Annotated in this window: 20 protein-coding genes; 4 read left to right on the top strand and 16 right to left on the bottom strand. The window is 69.8% G+C overall.

Annotated elements, in window-relative coordinates; genetic code table 11:
- Positions 1-28: 28 nt before the first annotated feature.
- The 8 genes from QNO11_RS04900 to infC form a co-directional block, all read right to left on the bottom strand.
- Positions 29-937: an amino acid ABC transporter permease gene (locus tag QNO11_RS04900; RefSeq protein WP_257510138.1), complete on the bottom strand. Its 909-nt coding sequence runs from the start codon at positions 935-937 to the stop codon at positions 29-31.
- A complete protein-coding gene (locus QNO11_RS04895) occupies positions 934-1,581 on the bottom strand; it encodes an amino acid ABC transporter permease (protein ID WP_257510139.1) in 648 nt (215 codons plus the stop codon). The genes QNO11_RS04900 and QNO11_RS04895 overlap by 4 nt, the downstream gene beginning before the upstream one ends.
- A gap of 76 nt (positions 1,582-1,657) precedes the next feature.
- Positions 1,658-2,572: a glutamate ABC transporter substrate-binding protein gene (locus tag QNO11_RS04890; protein ID WP_257510140.1), complete on the bottom strand. Its 915-nt coding sequence runs from the start codon at positions 2,570-2,572 to the stop codon at positions 1,658-1,660.
- Between the two features lie 58 nt (positions 2,573-2,630).
- On the bottom strand, positions 2,631-3,425 hold the full coding sequence (locus QNO11_RS04885; RefSeq protein WP_257510141.1) for an amino acid ABC transporter ATP-binding protein: 795 nt from the start codon (positions 3,423-3,425) through the stop codon (positions 2,631-2,633).
- Between the two features lie 85 nt (positions 3,426-3,510).
- Complete coding sequence (locus tag QNO11_RS04880) at positions 3,511-4,311, bottom strand: TrmH family RNA methyltransferase (protein ID WP_257510142.1); 801 nt, start codon at positions 4,309-4,311, stop codon at positions 3,511-3,513.
- A 110-nt stretch (positions 4,312-4,421) separates the two neighbouring features.
- Positions 4,422-4,802, bottom strand: a complete 381-nt coding sequence (rplT, locus tag QNO11_RS04875) for a 50S ribosomal protein L20 (protein WP_257510143.1) — start codon at positions 4,800-4,802, stop codon at positions 4,422-4,424.
- A 30-nt stretch (positions 4,803-4,832) separates the two neighbouring features.
- The gene (rpmI, locus tag QNO11_RS04870; protein WP_257510144.1) at positions 4,833-5,027 is read right to left on the bottom strand and encodes a 50S ribosomal protein L35; all 195 of its coding nucleotides are present in this window, start codon (positions 5,025-5,027) and stop codon (positions 4,833-4,835) included.
- A 71-nt stretch (positions 5,028-5,098) separates the two neighbouring features.
- Positions 5,099-6,088, bottom strand: coding sequence for a translation initiation factor IF-3 (gene infC, locus QNO11_RS16290; RefSeq protein ID WP_502883236.1), 990 nt, complete (start codon positions 6,086-6,088; stop codon positions 5,099-5,101).
- Between the two features lie 297 nt (positions 6,089-6,385).
- Between infC and QNO11_RS04860 the strand changes: the two genes are divergently transcribed.
- The gene (locus tag QNO11_RS04860) at positions 6,386-6,796 is read left to right on the top strand and encodes a DUF1844 domain-containing protein (RefSeq protein ID WP_257510214.1); all 411 of its coding nucleotides are present in this window, start codon (positions 6,386-6,388) and stop codon (positions 6,794-6,796) included.
- Between the two features lie 156 nt (positions 6,797-6,952).
- On the opposite strand, the gene QNO11_RS04855 is transcribed toward QNO11_RS04860, so the two are convergent.
- The 6 genes from QNO11_RS04855 to QNO11_RS04830 are packed head-to-tail and all read right to left on the bottom strand — an operon-like array spanning position 6,953 to position 11,264.
- Positions 6,953-7,738, bottom strand: coding sequence for an SseB family protein (locus QNO11_RS04855; RefSeq protein ID WP_257510145.1), 786 nt, complete (start codon positions 7,736-7,738; stop codon positions 6,953-6,955).
- Positions 7,722-8,468 carry a bifunctional 1-(5-phosphoribosyl)-5-((5-phosphoribosylamino)methylideneamino)imidazole-4-carboxamide isomerase/phosphoribosylanthranilate isomerase PriA gene (gene priA / locus QNO11_RS04850; protein WP_257510146.1) on the bottom strand — a complete coding sequence of 249 codons (747 nt, stop codon included), beginning with the start codon at positions 8,466-8,468 and terminating at the stop codon, positions 7,722-7,724. The genes QNO11_RS04855 and priA overlap by 17 nt, the downstream gene beginning before the upstream one ends.
- Before the next feature lie 55 nt (positions 8,469-8,523).
- Positions 8,524-9,186, bottom strand: coding sequence for an imidazole glycerol phosphate synthase subunit HisH (gene hisH, locus QNO11_RS04845; RefSeq protein ID WP_257510147.1), 663 nt, complete (start codon positions 9,184-9,186; stop codon positions 8,524-8,526).
- Entirely contained in the window at positions 9,183-9,794 is a 612-nt protein-coding gene (gene hisB / locus QNO11_RS04840) for an imidazoleglycerol-phosphate dehydratase HisB (RefSeq protein ID WP_257510148.1), read from the bottom strand. Before hisB ends, hisH begins: the two co-directional genes overlap by 4 nt.
- Positions 9,791-10,876: a histidinol-phosphate transaminase gene (locus QNO11_RS04835; protein ID WP_257510149.1), complete on the bottom strand. Its 1,086-nt coding sequence runs from the start codon at positions 10,874-10,876 to the stop codon at positions 9,791-9,793. The genes hisB and QNO11_RS04835 overlap by 4 nt, the downstream gene beginning before the upstream one ends.
- Positions 10,877-10,904: 28 nt before the next feature.
- A complete protein-coding gene (locus tag QNO11_RS04830; protein WP_257510150.1) occupies positions 10,905-11,264 on the bottom strand; it encodes a LysM peptidoglycan-binding domain-containing protein in 360 nt (119 codons plus the stop codon).
- 256 nt (positions 11,265-11,520) lie between these two features.
- On the opposite strand from QNO11_RS04830, the gene lexA reads away from it, so the two are divergent.
- Positions 11,521-12,219 (top strand): transcriptional repressor LexA, encoded by a 699-nt coding sequence (lexA, locus tag QNO11_RS04825; RefSeq protein ID WP_257510151.1) that lies wholly within the window; start codon positions 11,521-11,523, stop codon positions 12,217-12,219.
- A gap of 149 nt (positions 12,220-12,368) precedes the next feature.
- Positions 12,369-14,276, top strand: coding sequence for a S9 family peptidase (locus QNO11_RS04820; RefSeq protein WP_257510152.1), 1,908 nt, complete (start codon positions 12,369-12,371; stop codon positions 14,274-14,276).
- A gap of 74 nt (positions 14,277-14,350) precedes the next feature.
- Here QNO11_RS04820 and hflX read toward each other — a convergent pair whose 3' ends face one another.
- Complete coding sequence (gene hflX, locus QNO11_RS04815; RefSeq protein WP_257510153.1) at positions 14,351-15,901, bottom strand: GTPase HflX; 1,551 nt, start codon at positions 15,899-15,901, stop codon at positions 14,351-14,353.
- Positions 15,902-15,985: 84 nt separating this feature from the next.
- On the opposite strand from hflX, the gene QNO11_RS04810 reads away from it, so the two are divergent.
- The gene (locus QNO11_RS04810; protein ID WP_257510154.1) at positions 15,986-16,627 is read left to right on the top strand and encodes a class I SAM-dependent methyltransferase; all 642 of its coding nucleotides are present in this window, start codon (positions 15,986-15,988) and stop codon (positions 16,625-16,627) included.
- Between the two features lie 53 nt (positions 16,628-16,680).
- On the opposite strand, the gene dapF is transcribed toward QNO11_RS04810, so the two are convergent.
- Entirely contained in the window at positions 16,681-17,556 is an 876-nt protein-coding gene (dapF, locus tag QNO11_RS04805; protein WP_257510155.1) for a diaminopimelate epimerase, read from the bottom strand.
- Between the last annotated feature and the right edge of the window lie 44 nt (positions 17,557-17,600).

Below are 17,600 nucleotides of genomic sequence, written 5' to 3'. Positions count from 1 at the left end.
ACCTGGCGACGGGGTGAACCGACGACGACTACTCGCCCCTGCTGTCGTACTTGCCGGCGCCCAGCTGCATCGAGATCACCTCGGTGTCGGTCGTCTCGGCGACGGGATGGTGCGTCTGGTCGACGAACACCCGGGGCGAACGGCGCACGCGATTCTGCAGCACGTGCGCGATGTAGGACAGTACGAGGCACAGCACGATGTAGATCGCACCGCCGACGAGGGCGGCGGGGATCAGCGGCGAACCGTAGACGGCGTTGGAGCCCAGCAGCTTCACCAGGTACAGCAACTCGGGGTAGGTGATGATGAAGCCCAGCGCGGTGTCCTTCAGAGTCACGACGAGCTGGGCGACGATGACCGGCATCATGGCGCGGATCGCCTGCGGCAGGAGCACCAGGCGCATCACGCCCGCCTTGCGCAGGCCGATTGCGTAGCCGGCTTCCCGCTGCCCGCGCGGGAGCGACTCGACGCCGGCGCGCAGCACTTCTGCCAGCACCGAACCGTTGTACGCGATGAGGGCGATGACCACGGCCCAGTAGGGCTCCATCTTGACGTCGATGACCGGCAGACCGTAGTAGAGCAGGGTCATGAACACCAGGACCGGGATGGCCCGCAGCACCTCGACGATCCAGCCGACCGGGACGCGGATCCAGGCATGGTCGGACATACGGCCGATGGCGAGGACGAAACCGAGCACGAGGGCGCCGACGGCGGCGACCCCGAAGGCGGCGAGGGTGTTGCCGGTGGCCTCGAGGAAGAGCATCCAGATGCTCGCGTAGCCGAACAGCTCCCACTTCTGGGCGCTGAACTGGCCGGTCTCGGCGAAGCGCCAGATGACCCACCCGAAGATGGCGAGGACCACGAGGATCGTGGCGACTCCGATGATGCGGTTGCGGACGATGGCCTTGGGCCCGGGGACGTCGTACAGGACGGAGCTCATCGCGCGACCCTCCACTTGTTCTCAATCGCCCGCTGCAGCCAGGCCATCAGCAGCACGAGGACGACGAAGATGACCATCACCCACAGCAGCACGACGAGCTGGTTCTCACCGCGCTCGCTGAGCCAGGAGCGCACCGAGCCGAGGTTGAGTACAGAGAAGCCCGCAGCCACCGTGGTGTTCTTCAGCAGGGCGATGAACACGCTCATCATCGGCGGGATGACCGACCGAGTGGCCTGCGGCAGCACCACGAGCGTCATCACCTGGCTGAACGTGAGGCCGACGGCGCGGGCAGCTTCTGCCTGGCCCACCGGGACGGTGTTGACGCCCGAGCGAATGGTCTCGGCGACATAGGTGGCGGTGTAGATGCCCAGCGCGACCGTGGCCAGCAGAATCGCGTCAATACGCTCCTGCAGCAGGATCGGCAGGCAGAAGGCGAAGAAGAACATCACCAGGGTCAGCGGGGTGTTGCGGATCCAGTTGACGTACACCGTGCCGACCGCGCGGGCGATCGGGACGGGTGAGACCCGCATCGCCCCCACGATGAGACCCAGCACCAGCGCGATCACGCCGCCGCCGAAGAACAGCACCAGGGTGCCGGTGATCGCTTCGCCCCACAGGTCGAGGTTGTCGGTGATGACGCCCATCGATCCGCCTCTCGTAGTTCACAGTCCAGCAGAGACACTCCGGCGGCGGCGCGGGCGCGCCGCCGCCGGAACGGTGTTACTCGACTGCGTCGACCTCGGGCTGCTCGGCGCTCACGCCGGATGCACCCAGGTTGTTCTCGAAGATGACATCCCACACCTCGCCGCCGTCGGTGAACAGCGTGTTGATGTGCTCCTGCAGCGCGGCATCCCCCTTGGTCAGGCCCACGCCGTAGCGCTCCTCGCTGAACACGTCGCCGACGACCTTCAGGTTGTCAGGGTCCTGCGCGGCGTAGCCGATGAGGATGGCCTCGTCGGTGGTGACGGCGTCGACCTGGTTGTTCTTCAGGTCCTCGACGCACGTGGAGTACGTGTCGTACTCCTTCGTCTGTGCCGGGGTCTCGTCCTTGATCCGCTGGATCGAGGTCGACCCGGTCGCCGAGCAGACGATGTCGTCGGCCGTCAGCGAATCGACATCGGTGATCTCATCATTGTCCGCCGCGACCAGAAGGCCCTGGCCGGTGACGAAGTACGGACCGGCGAAGTCGATGTCCAGCTTGCGCTTGTCGGTGATCGAGTAGGTGCCGACGTAGTAGTCGATGTCGCCGTTCACGATCGCCTGCTCGCGGTTCGTGGAGGGGATGGCGACGAACTCGATGTCTTCCTCATCGAAGCCCAGCGACGCCGCGATCCAGCGGGCGATGTCGATGTCGAAGCCGGTGCGCTCTCCGGTCGTGGGGTCGAGGAAGCCCAGGCCGGGCTGGTCCTCCTTGACGCCCACGACCACGTTGCCGCGCTCGGTCATGGCGTCGAACGTGGGGCTGCCTTCGAGCGTGACGTCCTCGGCGACCTCCCAGGGGGTGCCGCTCGTGGTTTCCTCGGCGGCGTCGGCGGGGGTCTCCGTGCCACCGGGGGTGCCGCTGTTGCAGCCGGTCAGTGCGAGCGCGGCGATCGCGACGGCCGCGAACGCTCCGCCAATCCGATTGATTCGCATGTGATCCTCCTGGTCGTGGGTATCTTCGGTCTCCGCGCCGGTGCAGGGCGCGACGTATTCAGTGGGTGATGAGTTTGGAGAGGAAGTCTTTGGCCCGCTCGCTCTTGGGCTTGGTGAAGAACTCGTCCGGAGTCGCCGCCTCGACGATCTGCCCGTCCGCCATGAAGACGACACGGTCGGCGGCCTTGCGGGCGAAGCCCATCTCGTGGGTGACGACGATCATGGTCATGCCATCCTGGGCGAGGCCGACCATGACGTCGAGCACCTCGTTGATCATCTCCGGGTCCAGGGCGCTGGTGGGCTCGTCGAAGAGCATCACCTTCGGCTTCATCGCCAGCGCCCGCGCGATCGCGACGCGCTGCTGCTGACCACCGGACAGCTGTGCGGGCAGCTTCTCCGCCTGCTGGGCCACCCCGACGCGCTCCAGCAGGATCCGCGCCTCCGACTCGGCATCCGCCTTCTTCATCTTCTTGACCCGGATCGGACCCAGCGTGACGTTCTCGAGGATGGTGAGGTGGGAGAAGAGGTTGAAGGACTGGAAGACCATCCCGACGTCCGCGCGCAGCGCGGCGAGGGCCTTGCCCTCCTTGGGCAGCTCCTTGCCGTCGATCGTGATCGTGCCGCTGGTGATGGTCTCGAGGCGGTTGATCGTGCGGCACAGCGTCGACTTGCCCGAGCCCGAGGGGCCGATCACCACGACGACCTCGCCGCGGTTGACCGTCAGGTTGATGTCCTTGAGCGCCTGGAAGTCGCCGTAGTGCTTCTGCACATCGGAGACCACCACGAGGGGCTGCCCACGCTGGACATCGATGTTCGAGGTGCGCGGAGCAGCCTGCGGGTCTGGAATCGCCATGGGGACACCCTATTCATGCGTTGCGGCACGGAGTAGGGCGCTTGACGCGACCTTTACCGTTCTGAAACAAAACCGACGCGAGCGGTCAGTCCTCGGTTCGCTGCGCGAAAGCGCTCTCGTACAGGCACACGCTCGCGGCGGTGGCGAGGTTGAGCGACTCGGCGCCACCGTAGATCGGCAGGCGCAGCGCGATGTCGGCGTGGGCGAGCGCGGCGTCATCGAGCCCGCGCGCCTCGTTGCCGAACAGCCACGCGGTGGGCTGGGCCAACAGGCTCCGCCGGGCCAGGAAGTCCTCTCCCCCGACGTCGGCGGCGACCACCTGCATCCCTGCGGCGCGTGCGCGTGCGGCCGTGGTCTCCAGGTCGGCGCCCACGGCGACCGGGATGTGGAAGAGCGAGCCGGTCGTGGCACGCACGACCTTGGGGTTGTACAGATCCACGGTGCGCCCAGTGAGGATGACGGCGTCGGCGCCGGCGGCATCCGCTGCCCGGATGATGGTGCCGAGGTTGCCCGGGTCGCGCACTTCTTCGCAGATCGCGATGAGCTTGGGACCGGCGGCGAACACGTCGCGCACCGAAGTGGGCGCCTGCCGGGCGACGGCGACGATGCCCTGCGGGGTGACCGTGTCGGCCATGGCGTCGAGGACCGCTTCGGTGGTGAAGATGACGTCGATGCCGGCATCCTGCGCCGCCTCACGCACGTCGGCGTGGCGTTCCAGCGCACTGGGGGTCGCGAACAGCTCGACGAGCGTGTCGGGGCGGTGCGCCAGCGCTTCACGCGCGGCCTGCGGTCCCTCGAGGAGGAAGAGGCCGGTCTCCTGGCGGGCACTGCGCTTGGTCAGTTTGGCGACAGCACGCACACGAGGCGAACGCGGATTCTCGAGCACAGTCCCATCCTAAGCGGCGAATGTGCGCCGTCCGGGTACGACGAAGGGGCGCCCTCCGAGGAGGACGCCCCTTTCCGATGAGCGCCAGGCGCTGACGGAATCAGGTCGATTCAGGCCTTGGGAGCGTTGACGTCGGCCGGCAGCGCGGTCTTTGCCGTCTGGACGAGCGAGGCGAAGACGGCCGGCTCGTGCACAGCCAGCTCGGCCAGCATGCGACGGTCGACCTGCACACCCGCGATACCCAGACCCTGGATGAAGCGGTTGTACGTGATGCCGTTCTGACGGGCAGCGGCGTTGATGCGCTGGATCCAGAGGCGACGGAAGTTGCCCTTGCGCTTGCGGCGGTCCCGGTACGCGTAGACGAGCGAGTGGGTGACCTGCTCCTTCGCCTTGCGGTACAGACGCGAGCGCTGACCGCGGTAACCGGACGCGCGCTCGAGGATGACGCGACGCTTCTTGTGGGCGTTTACAGCCCGCTTGACTCTTGCCATTTTCTTCTACTTTCTAACGTGCGTGGAGGCTCAGCGACCGAGCAGCTTCTTGGCGACCTTGGCGTCGCCCGGGGCCAGAACCTGCTCCTGGTTGAGGCGGCGGGTACGACGGCTCGACTTGCCCTCGAGGTTGTGGCGCATGCCGGCCTGCTGCTTCATGAGCTTGCCGCTTCCGGTGAGCTTGAAGCGCTTCTTGGCACCCGAGTGGGTCTTCTGCTTCGGCATCTCTTTCTTCCTTCGTTCACGTCCCGCGCAGGCGGGAGTCGGTACCCCGCGGTGCGGGAGTATGTGGGGGCCTATTCGGCCGTCTGTTCGGCGGGCTTGGCAGCCGGCTTCGGGGTGGGCTTTGCCGCCGGCCTGGGGGTGGGCTTGGCAGCCGGCTTTGCGACCGGCTTTGCGGCCGGCTTGTCCGCAGGCTGCTCGGCGGGCTTTGCGGCCGGCTTGGCAGCAGGCTTGGCGGCCGGTGCTGCGGCCGGCTTGGCAGCGGGTGCTGCGGCCGGTGCTGCGGCGGGCTGCTCGACGGGCGCTGCGACGGGCTTGGCTGCAGGCTCCTCGACCGGCGCGGCGACAGGCTCCTCGACCGGCTCGGCGACAGGCTGCGCAGCAGGCTCTTCGACGGGCTCGGCAACAGGCTGCTCGACCGGCTTCTCGACGGGCTGCTCTTCCTGCTCGTCGATCTGCTCGTCGAGGTCGTCGTCGTCGTGGTCGTCGTAGTGGTCGTCGTCGGGACCGCCGGAGCGGGCCTGACGGGCCGCTTCCTTGTTGGCAGCGCGCGCGGCGTTCTGCTCGGTCTTGACCTCGGACTTGTTCTTGTGGGGAGCGACCACCATGACCATGTTGCGACCGTCGATCGTGGGGCTGGATTCGACCGTGCCGAACTCCGCCACGTCCTCGGCGAACTTGCGCAGGAGACGCACACCCTGTTCGGGGCGCGACTGCTCGCGACCGCGGAACAGGATCATGGCCTTGACCTTGTCGCCGGCCTGCAGGAAGCCCTCGGCGCGCTTGAGCTTGGTTATGTAGTCGTGCGCCTCGATCTTCAGTCGGAATCGGACCTCCTTGAGGACCGTGTTCGCCTGATTGCGCCGCGCTTCCTTGGCCTTCTGCGCCGCCTCGTACTTGAACTTGCCGTAGTCCATGATCTTGACCACGGGCGGCTTCGAGTTCGGGGCCACCTCGACCAGGTCGAGTTCGGCCTCCTGGGCCAGGCGCAGCGCCACCTCGATGCGGACGACGCCGACCTGCTCACCCGCGGGGCCGACGAGGCGGACCTCGGGGACGCGGATGCGGTCATTGGTGCGGGGATCGCTGATGCGGAGCTCCTCTTACGTAACGAATAGGACCGGCCACCGCGACGATCCGCATTTCAGCGGTCCCTCGCGGGCGGAAGATTCGCACGTTCCACCCGCACAGCGCACCTGCGCCGAGCTTGTGCACCCTGGCTACTCCGTACGAGACGGAGCGGAGTGCGTGGACCCGGTAGCCTTGAGCGGCAAGCGCGGGTGGGATGTGATCCTCTTTCGATCCGGGGGAGAACCCCCCGGTGCCCGCGAAAGTCTAGCAGAAAGTGTGATGTGAACACGATTCCCCTTGGGCACGACGATCAGCCGACCTCCGGGAGTGCCCCGGATGCCGCAACCGAGGCCCGCTGGGAGGAGCAGGATCGCGCCGCCAACTCCGCGACCCGGGACATCGCCGACGTGCCGGCGGTCGAGGTGATCACCACGACCGCGGTGCACTTGATGAGCGCCGCCGCAGTGAAGGTCGGGCTCGCCGACGACCCGCAGACGCAGACCGACCTCGATGAGGCGCGCAAGCTCATCAACGCGCTGGCCGGCCTGATCACCGCCGGTGCCCCCGAGATCAGCGACATGCACGCCCGGTCGCTCCGGGACGGCCTGCGGTCGCTGCAACTTGCGTTCCGCGAGGCATCCGTCGTCCCCGACCCGATCGGTAAAGGCCCCGGCGAGAAGCTGACGGGCCCCGTCACCTGAGCGCCCGCGAGTGAGTATTCGAGCCCGCGAGTGAGTATTCGCGTCCTCGAGTGAGTATTCGAGCCCGCGAGCGAGTATTCGCGTCGGCGTGAGTACTCACTCGGCGGCCGCAATACTCACTCGGCAGTACGAATACTCACTCGGCGGCGGGAATACTCACTCGGCGGGGCGGGTGAGCTTCACGGTCAGGGAATCGACCAGCACCGCGATACGGTCATCGGCGGCCCAGCGCGCGGCGAGCCGCTGCAGCACGGCGTCGAGCTCGGCCTGCTCCAGGCCGGCGACCAGCTGCAGCCGCACCAACAGCTCGGGCCCGCGCAGCCGCGCGTCGGGATCGCCGGGCTCCATCGACAGATCGAGCACCGCCAGCTCTCCCCCGATGCTCTCCTGCAGTCCGCGGTACACCTCCGGGGACGCGAAGCTCGGCTCCCACTCGTGGCCCTGACCGATCGCCCAGACGGCGGGCCGGCGCAGCACGAACTCGGTCTCACTCGTCGGATCGATCACGATCAGGTCGGTGTCATCGTGCGCGGCGGCCACCGCGGTGCGCACACCGTCGGCAGGCACGGGGCGCGCGGTGGCATCCCACCGCTGCATCGCCGCGACCGAGCTGAACACCGGGAGCACCCGTCGCCCGTCCGGCGCGGCCACCGTCACGATCGACAGTTCCTGCGTCTTGTCGACGACCAGCCCGGTCGGCCCGACGCCCTCGTCGCCCTTCTCGGCGACGAGCGGAATCAGCAGCCGCGCGGTGCGGTACGCCTCGACGACAGCGGTCTGGTCACCGGTGCCGGCGCGGAATGCCTGCAGCGCCGCGAGCAACGAGGGATCGGCGGAGCCGTCATCGCCAGCATGCGGGTTTGACTGGAAGCTGCGGCCCTCCCACGGCACCCCGGCGGAGTCGCCGGTGTGCGCGCAGCCGGGCTCAGGATCCGGCGACATCCAGCGCCTCGGCGAGGGTGAAGGCCTTCGCGTACAGCGCCTTGCCGACGATCGCTCCCTCGACGCCCAGCGGCACGAGTTCGCGCAGCGCCGCGATGTCGTCAAGGCTCGAGATGCCTCCGGAGGCGACGACCGGCTTCGTCGTGCGCGCGGTCACGTCGCGCAGCAGCTGCAGGTTGGGTCCGCGCAGCGTCCCGTCCTTCGTGACGTCGGTGACGACGTAGCGGCGGCAGCCGGCCTGCTCGAGTCGGTCCATGACCTCCCAGAGGTCCCCGCCCTCGCGGGTCCAGCCGCGCGCAGCCAGGGTCGTGCCCCGCACGTCGAGCCCGACGGCGATCGCGTCGCCGTAGCGGGCGATGACGTCGGAGGCCCATTCCGGGTTCTCCAGCGCCGCCGTGCCGAGGTTGATGCGGGTGGCGCCGCTTTCCAGCGCGGCATCCAGCGTCCGGTCATCGCGGATGCCGCCGGACAGCTCCACCTGCACGCCCTTGACGTGCTTGATCACCTTGCGCAGCACGCTGGTGTTGTTGCCGCGGCCGAACGCCGCGTCGAGGTCGACCAGGTGGATCCACTTCGCGCCCTGGCGGGCCCACAACTGCGCGGCCTCGACAGGGTCGCCGTAGCTGGTCTCCGACCCGGCCTCCCCCTGCGTCAGGCGCACGGCCTTGCCGTCGGCGACGTCGATGGCGGGGAGGAGGATCAGCTCGGGGGTGGACGCGAAATCGTTCATGGCTCCAGGGGTGGTACAGGTTCGGTGGCGCGGCGAGGGCCGCGACGACACGATGTCAGAGCGTAGTCCGGGGCAAGGCGCCGATCCAATTGGACAACAGGCGGATGCCGGCTTCGCCCGACTTCTCCGGGTGGAACTGGGTCGCCGACAGCGGCCCGTTCTCGACCGCGGCCAGGAACGGCGCACCGTGGCGGCTCCAGGTCAGCGCGGGGCTCGGGAACGGCGGCATGACATCGAGGGTCCATGACTGGGCGGCGTAGGAGTGGACGAAGTAGAACCGTTCCTGCTCGATGCCGCGGAAGAGTACCGAGCCCTCCCCCGCCTCGACGGTGTTCCAGCCCATGTGGGGCAGCACCGGGGCGTCGAGTTCGGTGACGGCGCCGGGCCATTCGCCCAGGCCCTCGGTGTCGACGCCGCGTTCGACGCCGTGCTCGAACAGCACCTGCATCCCGACGCAGATGCCGAGCACCGGCCGGCCGCCGGCAAGGCGGCGGTCGATCAGCTCATCGGCGCGGCTGGCGCGGAGGGCGTCCATCACGGCGCGGAACGCGCCCACTCCGGGCACCACCAGGCCGTCCGCCTCGCGGACCAGACCGCGATCGGACGTCAGCCGTGCGTCGGCACCCGCCGCGACCAGCGCCTTGACGGCAGAGTGGACGTTGCCCGATCCGTAGTCCAGAACCGCGACGACGGGCCGATCTCCGTTGATGCCGGTCACAGAGCACCCTTCGTGCTGGGTACGCCCTGCACGAGCGGGTCGAGGGACTTCGCCTGGCGGAATGCGCGCGCGAAGGCCTTGTACTCGGCTTCGGCGATGTGGTGGGGGTCGCGGCCGCCGAGCACCGTGACGTGCACGGTGAGGCCCGCGTTGAACGCGATCGCCTCGAACGTGTGGCGCACGAGCGATCCGGTGAAGTGGCCGCCGATGAGGTGGTGCTCGAAGCCCACCGGCTCCCCCGTGTGTACGAGGTAGGGCCGGCCGCTGATGTCGACGACCGCCTGCGCGAGCGCCTCGTCGAGCGGGACGAGCGCGTCGCCGTAGCGGGAGATGCCGGTCTTGTCACCGAGCGCCTCGCGGATCGCCTGGCCGAGGACGATCGCGACGTCCTCCACGGTGTGGTGCGCGTCGATGTCGGTGTCACCGGAAGCGCGCACGGTGAGATCGGTCAGCGAGTGCTTGGCGAACGCCGTCAGCAGGTGGTTGAAGAACGGCACGCTGGTGTCGATGTGGCTGCGTCCGGTGCCGTCGAGGTCGAGCTCGAGTTCGACGGTGGATTCGCTGGTCGCACGGCGCACGGATGCGGTGCGAGCCTCGGGACGGGTCATGACTTCGAGTCTACCGAGGCCAGCGCGTCGAGGAACGCTGTGGTCTCCGCCTCGGTGCCCGCCGTCACCCGCAGGTGACCGGGGATGCCGACGTCGCGGATCAGGATGCCGCGGTCGTACAGCGCCTGCCAGGTCGCGGCGGGGTCGTCCACCCCGCCGAAGAGCACGAAGTTGGTCCAGGACTCGTGGGGCTCGTAGCCGAGCGCTTCGAGCGTGGCCGAGATGCGGTCGCGCTGCGCGACGATGTCGTCGACCATGCGCAGCATGACGGGGGCGTGCCGCAGCGCGGCGGTCGCGGCGGCCTGCGTGAGGGCGCTGAGGTGGTAGGGCAGACGCACCAGGCGCAGTGCGTCGATGACCGCGGGGTCGGCGGCGAGGTAGCCGACGCGGGCGCCGGCGAACGCGAACGCCTTACTCATGGTGCGCGAGACCACCAGGCGTTCCCGCCCCGGCAGCAGCGACAGCGCGGTGCGCTCCTCGTGCGGGGCGAACTCGGCATAGGCCTCATCGACGATCACAATGCCGTGGCTGGCCTCGTACACCGCCTCGATCACATCCAGCGACATGGGCGTGCCGGTGGGGTTGTTCGGGGCGCAGAGGAAGATGACGTCGGGCGACGCGTCGGCGACCTGGGATGCCGCATCAGCCGGGCTCAGCGTGTAGTCATGGGCGCGGTGGCCGGCGACCCAGGTGGCGCCGGTACCCCGCGTGAGCAGCGGGTACATCGAGTAGCTCGGCGCGAAGGTGAACGCGGTGCGGCCGGGTCCGGCGAAGGCCTGCAGCACGTGCTGCAGCACCTCGTTGGAGCCGTTGGCCGCCCAGATCTGGTCGGCCGTCAGGCCGTGGCCGAGGTAGTCGGCGAAGCCCTCGCGCAACGCGGTGAACTCGCGGTCCGGGTAGCGGTTGATGTCACGCAGCGCCCGGGCGACGGAGTCGAGAATGTCACCGGCGACCTCATCTGGGATGGGATGGGTGTTCTCGTTGACGTTGAGGGCCACCGGCAGGGGTGCCTGCGGGGCGCCATAGGGGGTCTGGCCGCGCAGGTCGGCGCGGAGGGGCAGGTCGTCAAGACTCACGATCACCCCTCCAATGCTAGAGCGCATGGGAGGCTCAGTGGCCGGCGACGTACTCCAGGGGGATCGACAGGCGCTGGCCTGCGGCGAGGTTCGACGACTCCAGCGCATTCAGACGCACGATCGCGTCGATCACATCGCGCGGGTCCGCCTGGGGCGCGACCTCTTCGGCGATCCCCCACAGCGATTCGCCGGCGGTCACCGTGACGGTCTCGAACGTGCCGGCGGGAGCCGGAGCATCCATCGTTGCGAGGGCACCGCCGCCGCTGAGGATACCGAAGCCGAGGGCAGCGACCGCCGGGAGTGCGGCGATGCCGGCGAGCACGCGGCGACCGCGCGGGGTGATCCGCAGTCGCGTCGTGGACGGTGCGGTGCCTGCGATCTCGATGGTGGTCATGGGGTCCTCCTCTGTGACGATCTTCGCATCCGGCCCTCGGCCGGGAGAGCCGGATGCGAAGTTCTCTTCCGAAGTTATCTTCGATGTTCTAGGGTGTCAAGTACGAAACCTGCTCGGAGATCGAATCGCACGCGACACGCGTACACCTCGTCGCCGTGGCATCCGTCACCGGATACGGTTTCGATAGGAGCACCCCACCACGGACCTCCGACATTCGAAGACCGCTGCCCCGTGCGGCGAGACGGGAGAGGGCGAGATGACCGACACGACACCGGGCGGCCGCGAGCGCGCGCAGGAGAAACCGCAGACGCGCCGCCGCAAGAGCCTGAGCGACAAGCAGCTCGCCATCCTCGAAGTGATCCAGCGGTCGATCGCCCGCCACGGCTACCCGCCGAGCATGCGCGAGATCGGGGATGCGGTCGGGCTCAAGTCGCTGTCGAGCGTGACCCACCAGCTCAACCAGCTCGAACTGAGCGGGTACCTCCGTCGCGACGCAGGCAAGACGCGCGCGATGGAGGTGCTGATCGACCTCCCCGGCAGTGCCGCCGAGAACCCGGCCGATGCCTCCCCCGCTGTGGGCGACGCCGCCCTGGTGCCGCTGGTGGGCCGCATCGCCGCCGGCGTGCCGATCACGGCGGATCAGCAGGTGGAGGAGATCTTCCCGCTGCCGCGCCAGCTGGTCGGCAAGGGCGACCTGTTCATGCTGAAGGTCAGCGGCGAGTCGATGATCGACGCCGCCATCTGCGACGGCGACTGGGTCGTCGTGCGCTCTCAGGCCACCGCCGACAACGGCGAGATCGTCGCGGCCATGCTCGATGGTGAGGCGACGGTGAAGACCTTCCGCCAGCGCGACGGTCACACCTGGCTGCTCCCCCGCAACAGTGCGTTCGAACCGATCGTCGGCGACGAGGCCGTGGTGCTGGGCAAGGTCGTGGCGGTACTGCGCGCGATCTGATCGACGCACCGTCGACGACGACGGAGGGGGATGCCGCTACGACCGCGGCATCCCCCCTTCGCATTGCCGCGTCATGCCCCCACGGTAGCCACGCGACCGGCGGCCGCGGTCGGATGTGACGATCTGTGTCCCCGCGTAACGTGGGATGTATGGTCGACGTCCTTCCGTACGGTTCCTGGCCCTCCCCGCTGTCTGCGGCCGACGTGTCCGAGGCCTCGCCTCGGCTGGAAGGCGCCCGCTTCGTCGGCGACGAGGTGTGGTGGGGGCAGACGGTGCCTGCGGAAGGCGGGCGCACGACGGTGCGGCGGCGACGGCCCGACGGCACGGTGTCGGACGTGCTGCCGGCAGGCTGGAACGTCCGCTCCCGCGTGCACGAATACGGCGGCGGCGCGTGGACGGCCTCGCCCGAGGGCCGGCTGTACTTCGTCGAGAAGGCCGATCAGCGCGTCTACGTCCAGCGTCCCGGCGCAGAGCCCGTGGCGCTGACGCCCGCTGCCGGGGATGTGCGCTACGGCGGGCTGACCTGGCAGGCGGGCACCCTGCTGGCGGTGCGCGAGGACCACACCCGCGGCGAGCGCCCGGTGCGCCACATCGTGTCGATCGGGACCGCCGGCGTGGTCGAGGTCGCCGGTGGCAGCGATTTCGTCGCCCACCCCGCCCTCTCCCCCGACGGCCGCCACCTGGCGTGGATCGCGTGGGATCACCCCGACATGGCGTGGGACCGCGCGCGCCTGCTCGTCGGACGGCTGGAGGCGGGCCGGGTCGCGCAGCCGACGGTGATCTCCTCCGGCGTGACCTCGCCGTTGCAGCCGCAGTGGCAGGGCGATGACCGCCTCGTCTACGCCGACGACCCCACCGGCCGCTGGAACCTGTGGCGGGTCTCGCTTCCGGACGGCGAACCGGTCGCGGTGTCCCCCGCCGACGCCGACACCGGCGGACCGCTGTGGGTGCTGGGCCAGCGCTGGTTCGCCACCCTCGCGGACGGCCGCATCGTCGCGGTGCGCACCAACGGCAACGACGAAGTGGTGCTGATCTCCCGCGACGGGCAGGCGCGCGCACTGGGGCTTCCCACCACCGCGGGCGTGTCGATCGAGGATGCCGCCGGGTCACGGGTGCTGCTCACCGGTGCCGGTGTCCAGCACCCCGCGGGCCTGTGGCTCGTCGATGTCGACCGCCCCGGCGAGGCGCAGCCGCTCGTGGGCGGCCAGTCGCCGTGGGATGCCGCGTGGCTGCCGCGGCCGCGAGAGTTCACCGTCGACGGTCCCCACGGCCCGGTGCACGCCTACGACTACCCGCCGACCAACCCCGACGCCACCGCACCCGAGGGCGAACTGCCGCCGTACGTCGTGTTCGTCCACGGCGGCCCCACCGCTCACGTGGCGGCGGCGGCATCCGGCAAGATCGCCTACTTCACCAGCCGGGGCATCGGGGTGCTCGACGTCAATTACGCCGGCTCCAGCGGCTACGGCCGTACCTACCGGGAACGGCTGCGGGGGCAGTGGGGCATCGCGGACGTCGACGACGTCGCCGCTGCCGCATCTGGGCTTGCCGCCGAGGGCCGGGCGGATGCCGCGCGGCTGGCGATCGAGGGCGGCTCCGCCGGCGGCTGGACGGTGCTGTCGGCGCTCGTGCGCACCGACGTCTTCGCGGCGGGGATCTCCCGCTACGGCGTCGGGGACGCCCGCACCCTCGCCGAGGACACCCACGACTTCGAGGCCCGGTACCTCGACGGGCTCATCGGCCCGCTGCCGGAAGCCGACGCGGTCTACACCGAGCGCTCCCCGCTCAGCCGCCCGGAGCGCTTCCGCGTCCCGGTGCTGCTGCTGCAGGGCGCCGAGGACGAGGTGGTGCCGCCGTCACAGGCCGAAGCGATCCGTGACGCCCTCGCCGCGCGCGGCGTGCCGCACGCGTACGTGCTGTACGAGGGCGAGGGCCACGGCTTCCGCCGCGCCGAGACCGTCGTGCACGCGCTGGAGTCGGAGCTGGCGTTCCTGGGCCAGGTGTTCGGCTTCGACACTCCGGGCGTCGCGCCGGTCGAGCTCTCCCCCGCCGGCTGACCCGCGTTCGGTCGACGCGTCCGGCCCCGCGCACACTCAGCACAGGGACGGATGCGACGACCGAACGTCGCGGGTCAGGCGTCGGTGCGGAAGCGCTCCAGCTCGGCGGCCAGTCGCGGTGACACGTGCGCGTGCAGCGCGGTGCCCTCCTCCTCGTGGGACTGGGCCACGATGTGCCCCGTCTCGTGGGCGGCCGACACCAGATCGCCGCGGTCGTACGGCACGAGCGCTCGCACCTCGACCGCCGGCAGCGGCAACGCCGCCTCGACGACCTCCCGCAGCTGCGCGATCCCCTCACCGGTGCGCGAAGAGACGAACATGGCGTCCGGCTCCAGGCCACGCAGCACCAGCCGGGTGTCCTCGTCGACGAGGTCGGCCTTGTTGAACACGACGATCTCGCGGATATCGCGCGCGCCGACGTCCCCGATCACATCGCGCACCGTCGCCAGCTGGCTCGCCGGGTCGGGGTGCGAAGCATCCACGACGTGGACGATGACGTCCGAGGCCGCCACCTCTTCCAGGGTCGAACGGAACGCCTCCACCAGCTGGTGCGGCAGGTTGCGGACGAACCCCACGGTGTCGGTGAGGGTGAACACGCGCCCGTCGGCGGTCTCGGCGCGTCGCACGGTGGCATCCAGCGTCGCGAACAGCGCGTTCTCCACGAGCACGCCGGCGCTGGTGAGGCGGTTGAGCAGGCTGGATTTGCCGGCGTTGGTGTACCCGGCGATCGCCACCGAGGGGATCGTGTTGCGTCGGCGCTCGGCGCGCTTGGCGTCCCGTGCCGGCGCGAAATCGCGGATCTGGCGGCGCAGCAGCGCCATGCGCGTGCGGATGCGGCGGCGGTCGAGCTCGATCTTGGTCTCACCGGGGCCGCGCGAACCCATACCCGCTCCGCCGGCGCCCACCTGGCCACCGGCCTGACGGCTCATGGAGTCACCCCAGCCGCGCAGCCGCGGCATCAGGTACTCCAGCTGCGCCAGCTCGACCTGCGCCTTGCCCTCGCGGCTCTTGGCGTGCTGGCTGAAGATGTCGAGGATGACCGTGGTGCGGTCGATGACCTTGACCTTGACGACGTCCTCGAGGGCACGCCGCTGGCTCGGCGCCAGCTCCGTGTCGGCGATGACGGTATCCGCCCCGACCGACACGACGATGTCGCGCAGCTCCTGGGCCTTGCCGCGCCCCACATACGTCGCCGGGTCCGGGTGGGGGCGCCGCTGCAGCACGCCGTCGAGCACGACCGCGCCGGCCGTCTCGGCCAGCGCCGCCAGCTCGCGCAGCGAGTTCTCGGCATCCTCCTGGGAGCCCTGCGGGTACACCCCGACGAGCACCACGTTCTCCAGCCGCAGCTGGCGGTACTCGACCTCGGTGACATCCTCGAGCTCGGTGGACAGGCCAGGCACGCGCCGCAGCGCGGCACGTTCCTCGCGCTCCCACTGCTCGCCGTCGCTGTCGCCATAGGCGGTGGCTTCGTCCTGCAGCGCCTGCGCCGCACCCAGCCTGTGGGTCTGGGCGTCGGCGAAGCTGCTCACCCGCACGTTCCGGCGCGCCTCAGCGCGCGCCAGCACCCGGTCGACCGGATCGATCGGTGTCGAATCGGCGTTCTCGGGAATGGTGGTGTCTGTCATGTAGTCCTTCCGGGACGCCGCGCGAGGCGGCATCCATAAACTCTAGCTTTCCGCCCTGCTGGCGGCCTCCGCTACGCTCGCAGCATGGGGAATGATCACTACTTCAGTGCGTCCCCGTCCAGCTCCGATGATCTTCGCCGTGTCCGGGTGACCCTTGCCGGACGCGATGTGGAGGTCACCACAGCGGGCGGGGTATTCAGTCCGGGGCACGTGGATTCGGGCACCGAAGTGCTGTTGGCCAATACCCCGCCGCCACCACCGGGCGGGCATCTGCTCGATCTCGGCTGCGGCTGGGGCCCCATCGCGCTGTCTCTCGCCATCGATGCGCCGCACGCGACCGTGTGGGCCGTCGATGTCAACGAGCGCGCCCTGGATCTCGTGCGCCGCAACGCCGAGACGTTGGGGCTCGACAACGTCAACGCCGTGCTTCCCGACGATGTTCCCGACGACGTGATGTTCCGCACCATTCGCTCGAACCCGCCCATCCGGGTCGGCAAGAACGTGCTGCACGGCCTGCTGCAGCACTGGATCCCGCGCTTGGGCGAACGCAGCGACGCGTGGCTCGTGGTGCAGCGCAACCTGGGGTCCGATTCGCTGCAGCGCTGGCTGGATGCCACGTTCGCCGACGGCTACAGCGTGCACCGGGCGGCGACCGGCCGCGGATTCCGGGTCATCAAGGTGCGCCGGCACGGGTCGACGCCGACGGCCGAGATCACCCTCCCCTGACGAGGCCGCACGGCTGCGGCTGCGGCTGCGCGCCTGCGCGCCGGCGCCGGCGCTCAGGCCAACGCGACCTCGCCGCTGAAGACGAGGGTCGCCGGTCCCGACAGCAGCACGTGCTCGCCGTCGTCGTCGATGCGCACCCGCACGCCGAGCGTGCCGCCTGGCACGTCGACGCGCCACTGATTGGGTGCCGCCGGTCCTGCCCAGTACCGCACCGCGAGGGCGGCGGCGGCCACCCCGGTGCCGCAGCTGAGCGTTTCGCCGACGCCGCGCTCGAATACGCGCATCGTGATCGCGCCGATGCCGTCCCGCACGAGCGGATCGGCCGGCACGACGAACTCGATGTTCGCGCCGTGACGCGGGGCCGGGTCTAGGATCGGCTGCACCGTGAGGTCGAGTCCGTCCAGCTCCAGGTGGGTGGGAAGCGCAACGACGACGTGCGGGTTGCCGACGTCGATGCCCTGCCCGGGGCGGGCCACGTCGAGTCCGCGCGCTCGTACCAGGACGTCCGCGGCCTCCGCCCGCCACAGGCCGAGGTCCACTTCGAACCCGTCGTCGGAGCGGGTGACCCGCTTCACGCCGGCGCGGGTGCCGATGTCGAGGTGGCCGCCTTCGGGGAGGTCGGCCAGACCCCGGTCGACGAGGTAGCGGGTGTAGGCGCGGATGCCGTTGCCGCACATCTCCGCGACGGAACCGTCGGCGTTGCGGTAGTCCATGAACCACTCCGCACCGGCTGCGGCCGCGTCCAGTCCGTCCGGCAGCGCTGCGGAGCGCACCACGCGCAGGATGCCGTCGGCGCCGATGCCGAAGCGTCGATCGCAGAGCACGGCGACCTGGTCGTCGGAGAGGTCGATCGCGCCGTCCGGGTCGGCGAAGATCACGAAGTCATTGCCGGTGCCGTGACCTTTGGTGAACGGGAGGGTCTGCGGCATCCCTCCAGTGTATCGGCGCGCATGACGCGGATGCCGAGTCCGGT

The organism is Microbacterium sp. zg-B96 (assembly GCF_030246865.1).
Taxonomy (GTDB): Bacteria; Actinomycetota; Actinomycetes; order Actinomycetales; family Microbacteriaceae; genus Microbacterium.
This window is presented reverse-complemented; position numbering and strand designations above follow the sequence as displayed.

Bases quoted from the DNA above. Each gene is read 5' to 3' on its own strand.
- QNO11_RS04900 (WP_257510138.1), bottom strand. From the start codon at position 937: ATGAGCTCCGTCCTGTACGACGTCCCCGGGCCCAAGGCCATCGTCCGC.
- QNO11_RS04895 (WP_257510139.1), bottom strand. From the start codon at position 1,581: ATGGGCGTCATCACCGACAACCTCGACCTGTGGGGCGAAGCGATCACC.
- QNO11_RS04890 (WP_257510140.1), bottom strand. From the start codon at position 2,572: ATGCGAATCAATCGGATTGGCGGAGCGTTCGCGGCCGTCGCGATCGCC.
- QNO11_RS04885 (WP_257510141.1), bottom strand. From the start codon at position 3,425: ATGGCGATTCCAGACCCGCAGGCTGCTCCGCGCACCTCGAACATCGAT.
- rplT (WP_257510143.1), bottom strand. From the start codon at position 4,802: ATGGCAAGAGTCAAGCGGGCTGTAAACGCCCACAAGAAGCGTCGCGTC.
- rpmI (WP_257510144.1), bottom strand. From the start codon at position 5,027: ATGCCGAAGCAGAAGACCCACTCGGGTGCCAAGAAGCGCTTCAAGCTC.
- QNO11_RS04855 (WP_257510145.1), bottom strand. From the start codon at position 7,738: ATGTCGCCGGATCCTGAGCCCGGCTGCGCGCACACCGGCGACTCCGCC.
- priA (WP_257510146.1), bottom strand. From the start codon at position 8,468: ATGAACGATTTCGCGTCCACCCCCGAGCTGATCCTCCTCCCCGCCATC.
- hisB (WP_257510148.1), bottom strand. From the start codon at position 9,794: ATGACCCGTCCCGAGGCTCGCACCGCATCCGTGCGCCGTGCGACCAGC.
- QNO11_RS04830 (WP_257510150.1), bottom strand. From the start codon at position 11,264: ATGACCACCATCGAGATCGCAGGCACCGCACCGTCCACGACGCGACTG.
- lexA (WP_257510151.1), top strand. From the start codon at position 11,521: ATGACCGACACGACACCGGGCGGCCGCGAGCGCGCGCAGGAGAAACCG.
- QNO11_RS04820 (WP_257510152.1), top strand. From the start codon at position 12,369: ATGGTCGACGTCCTTCCGTACGGTTCCTGGCCCTCCCCGCTGTCTGCG.
- hflX (WP_257510153.1), bottom strand. From the start codon at position 15,901: ATGACAGACACCACCATTCCCGAGAACGCCGATTCGACACCGATCGAT.
- QNO11_RS04810 (WP_257510154.1), top strand. From the start codon at position 15,986: ATGGGGAATGATCACTACTTCAGTGCGTCCCCGTCCAGCTCCGATGAT.
- dapF (WP_257510155.1), bottom strand. From the start codon at position 17,556: ATGCCGCAGACCCTCCCGTTCACCAAAGGTCACGGCACCGGCAATGAC.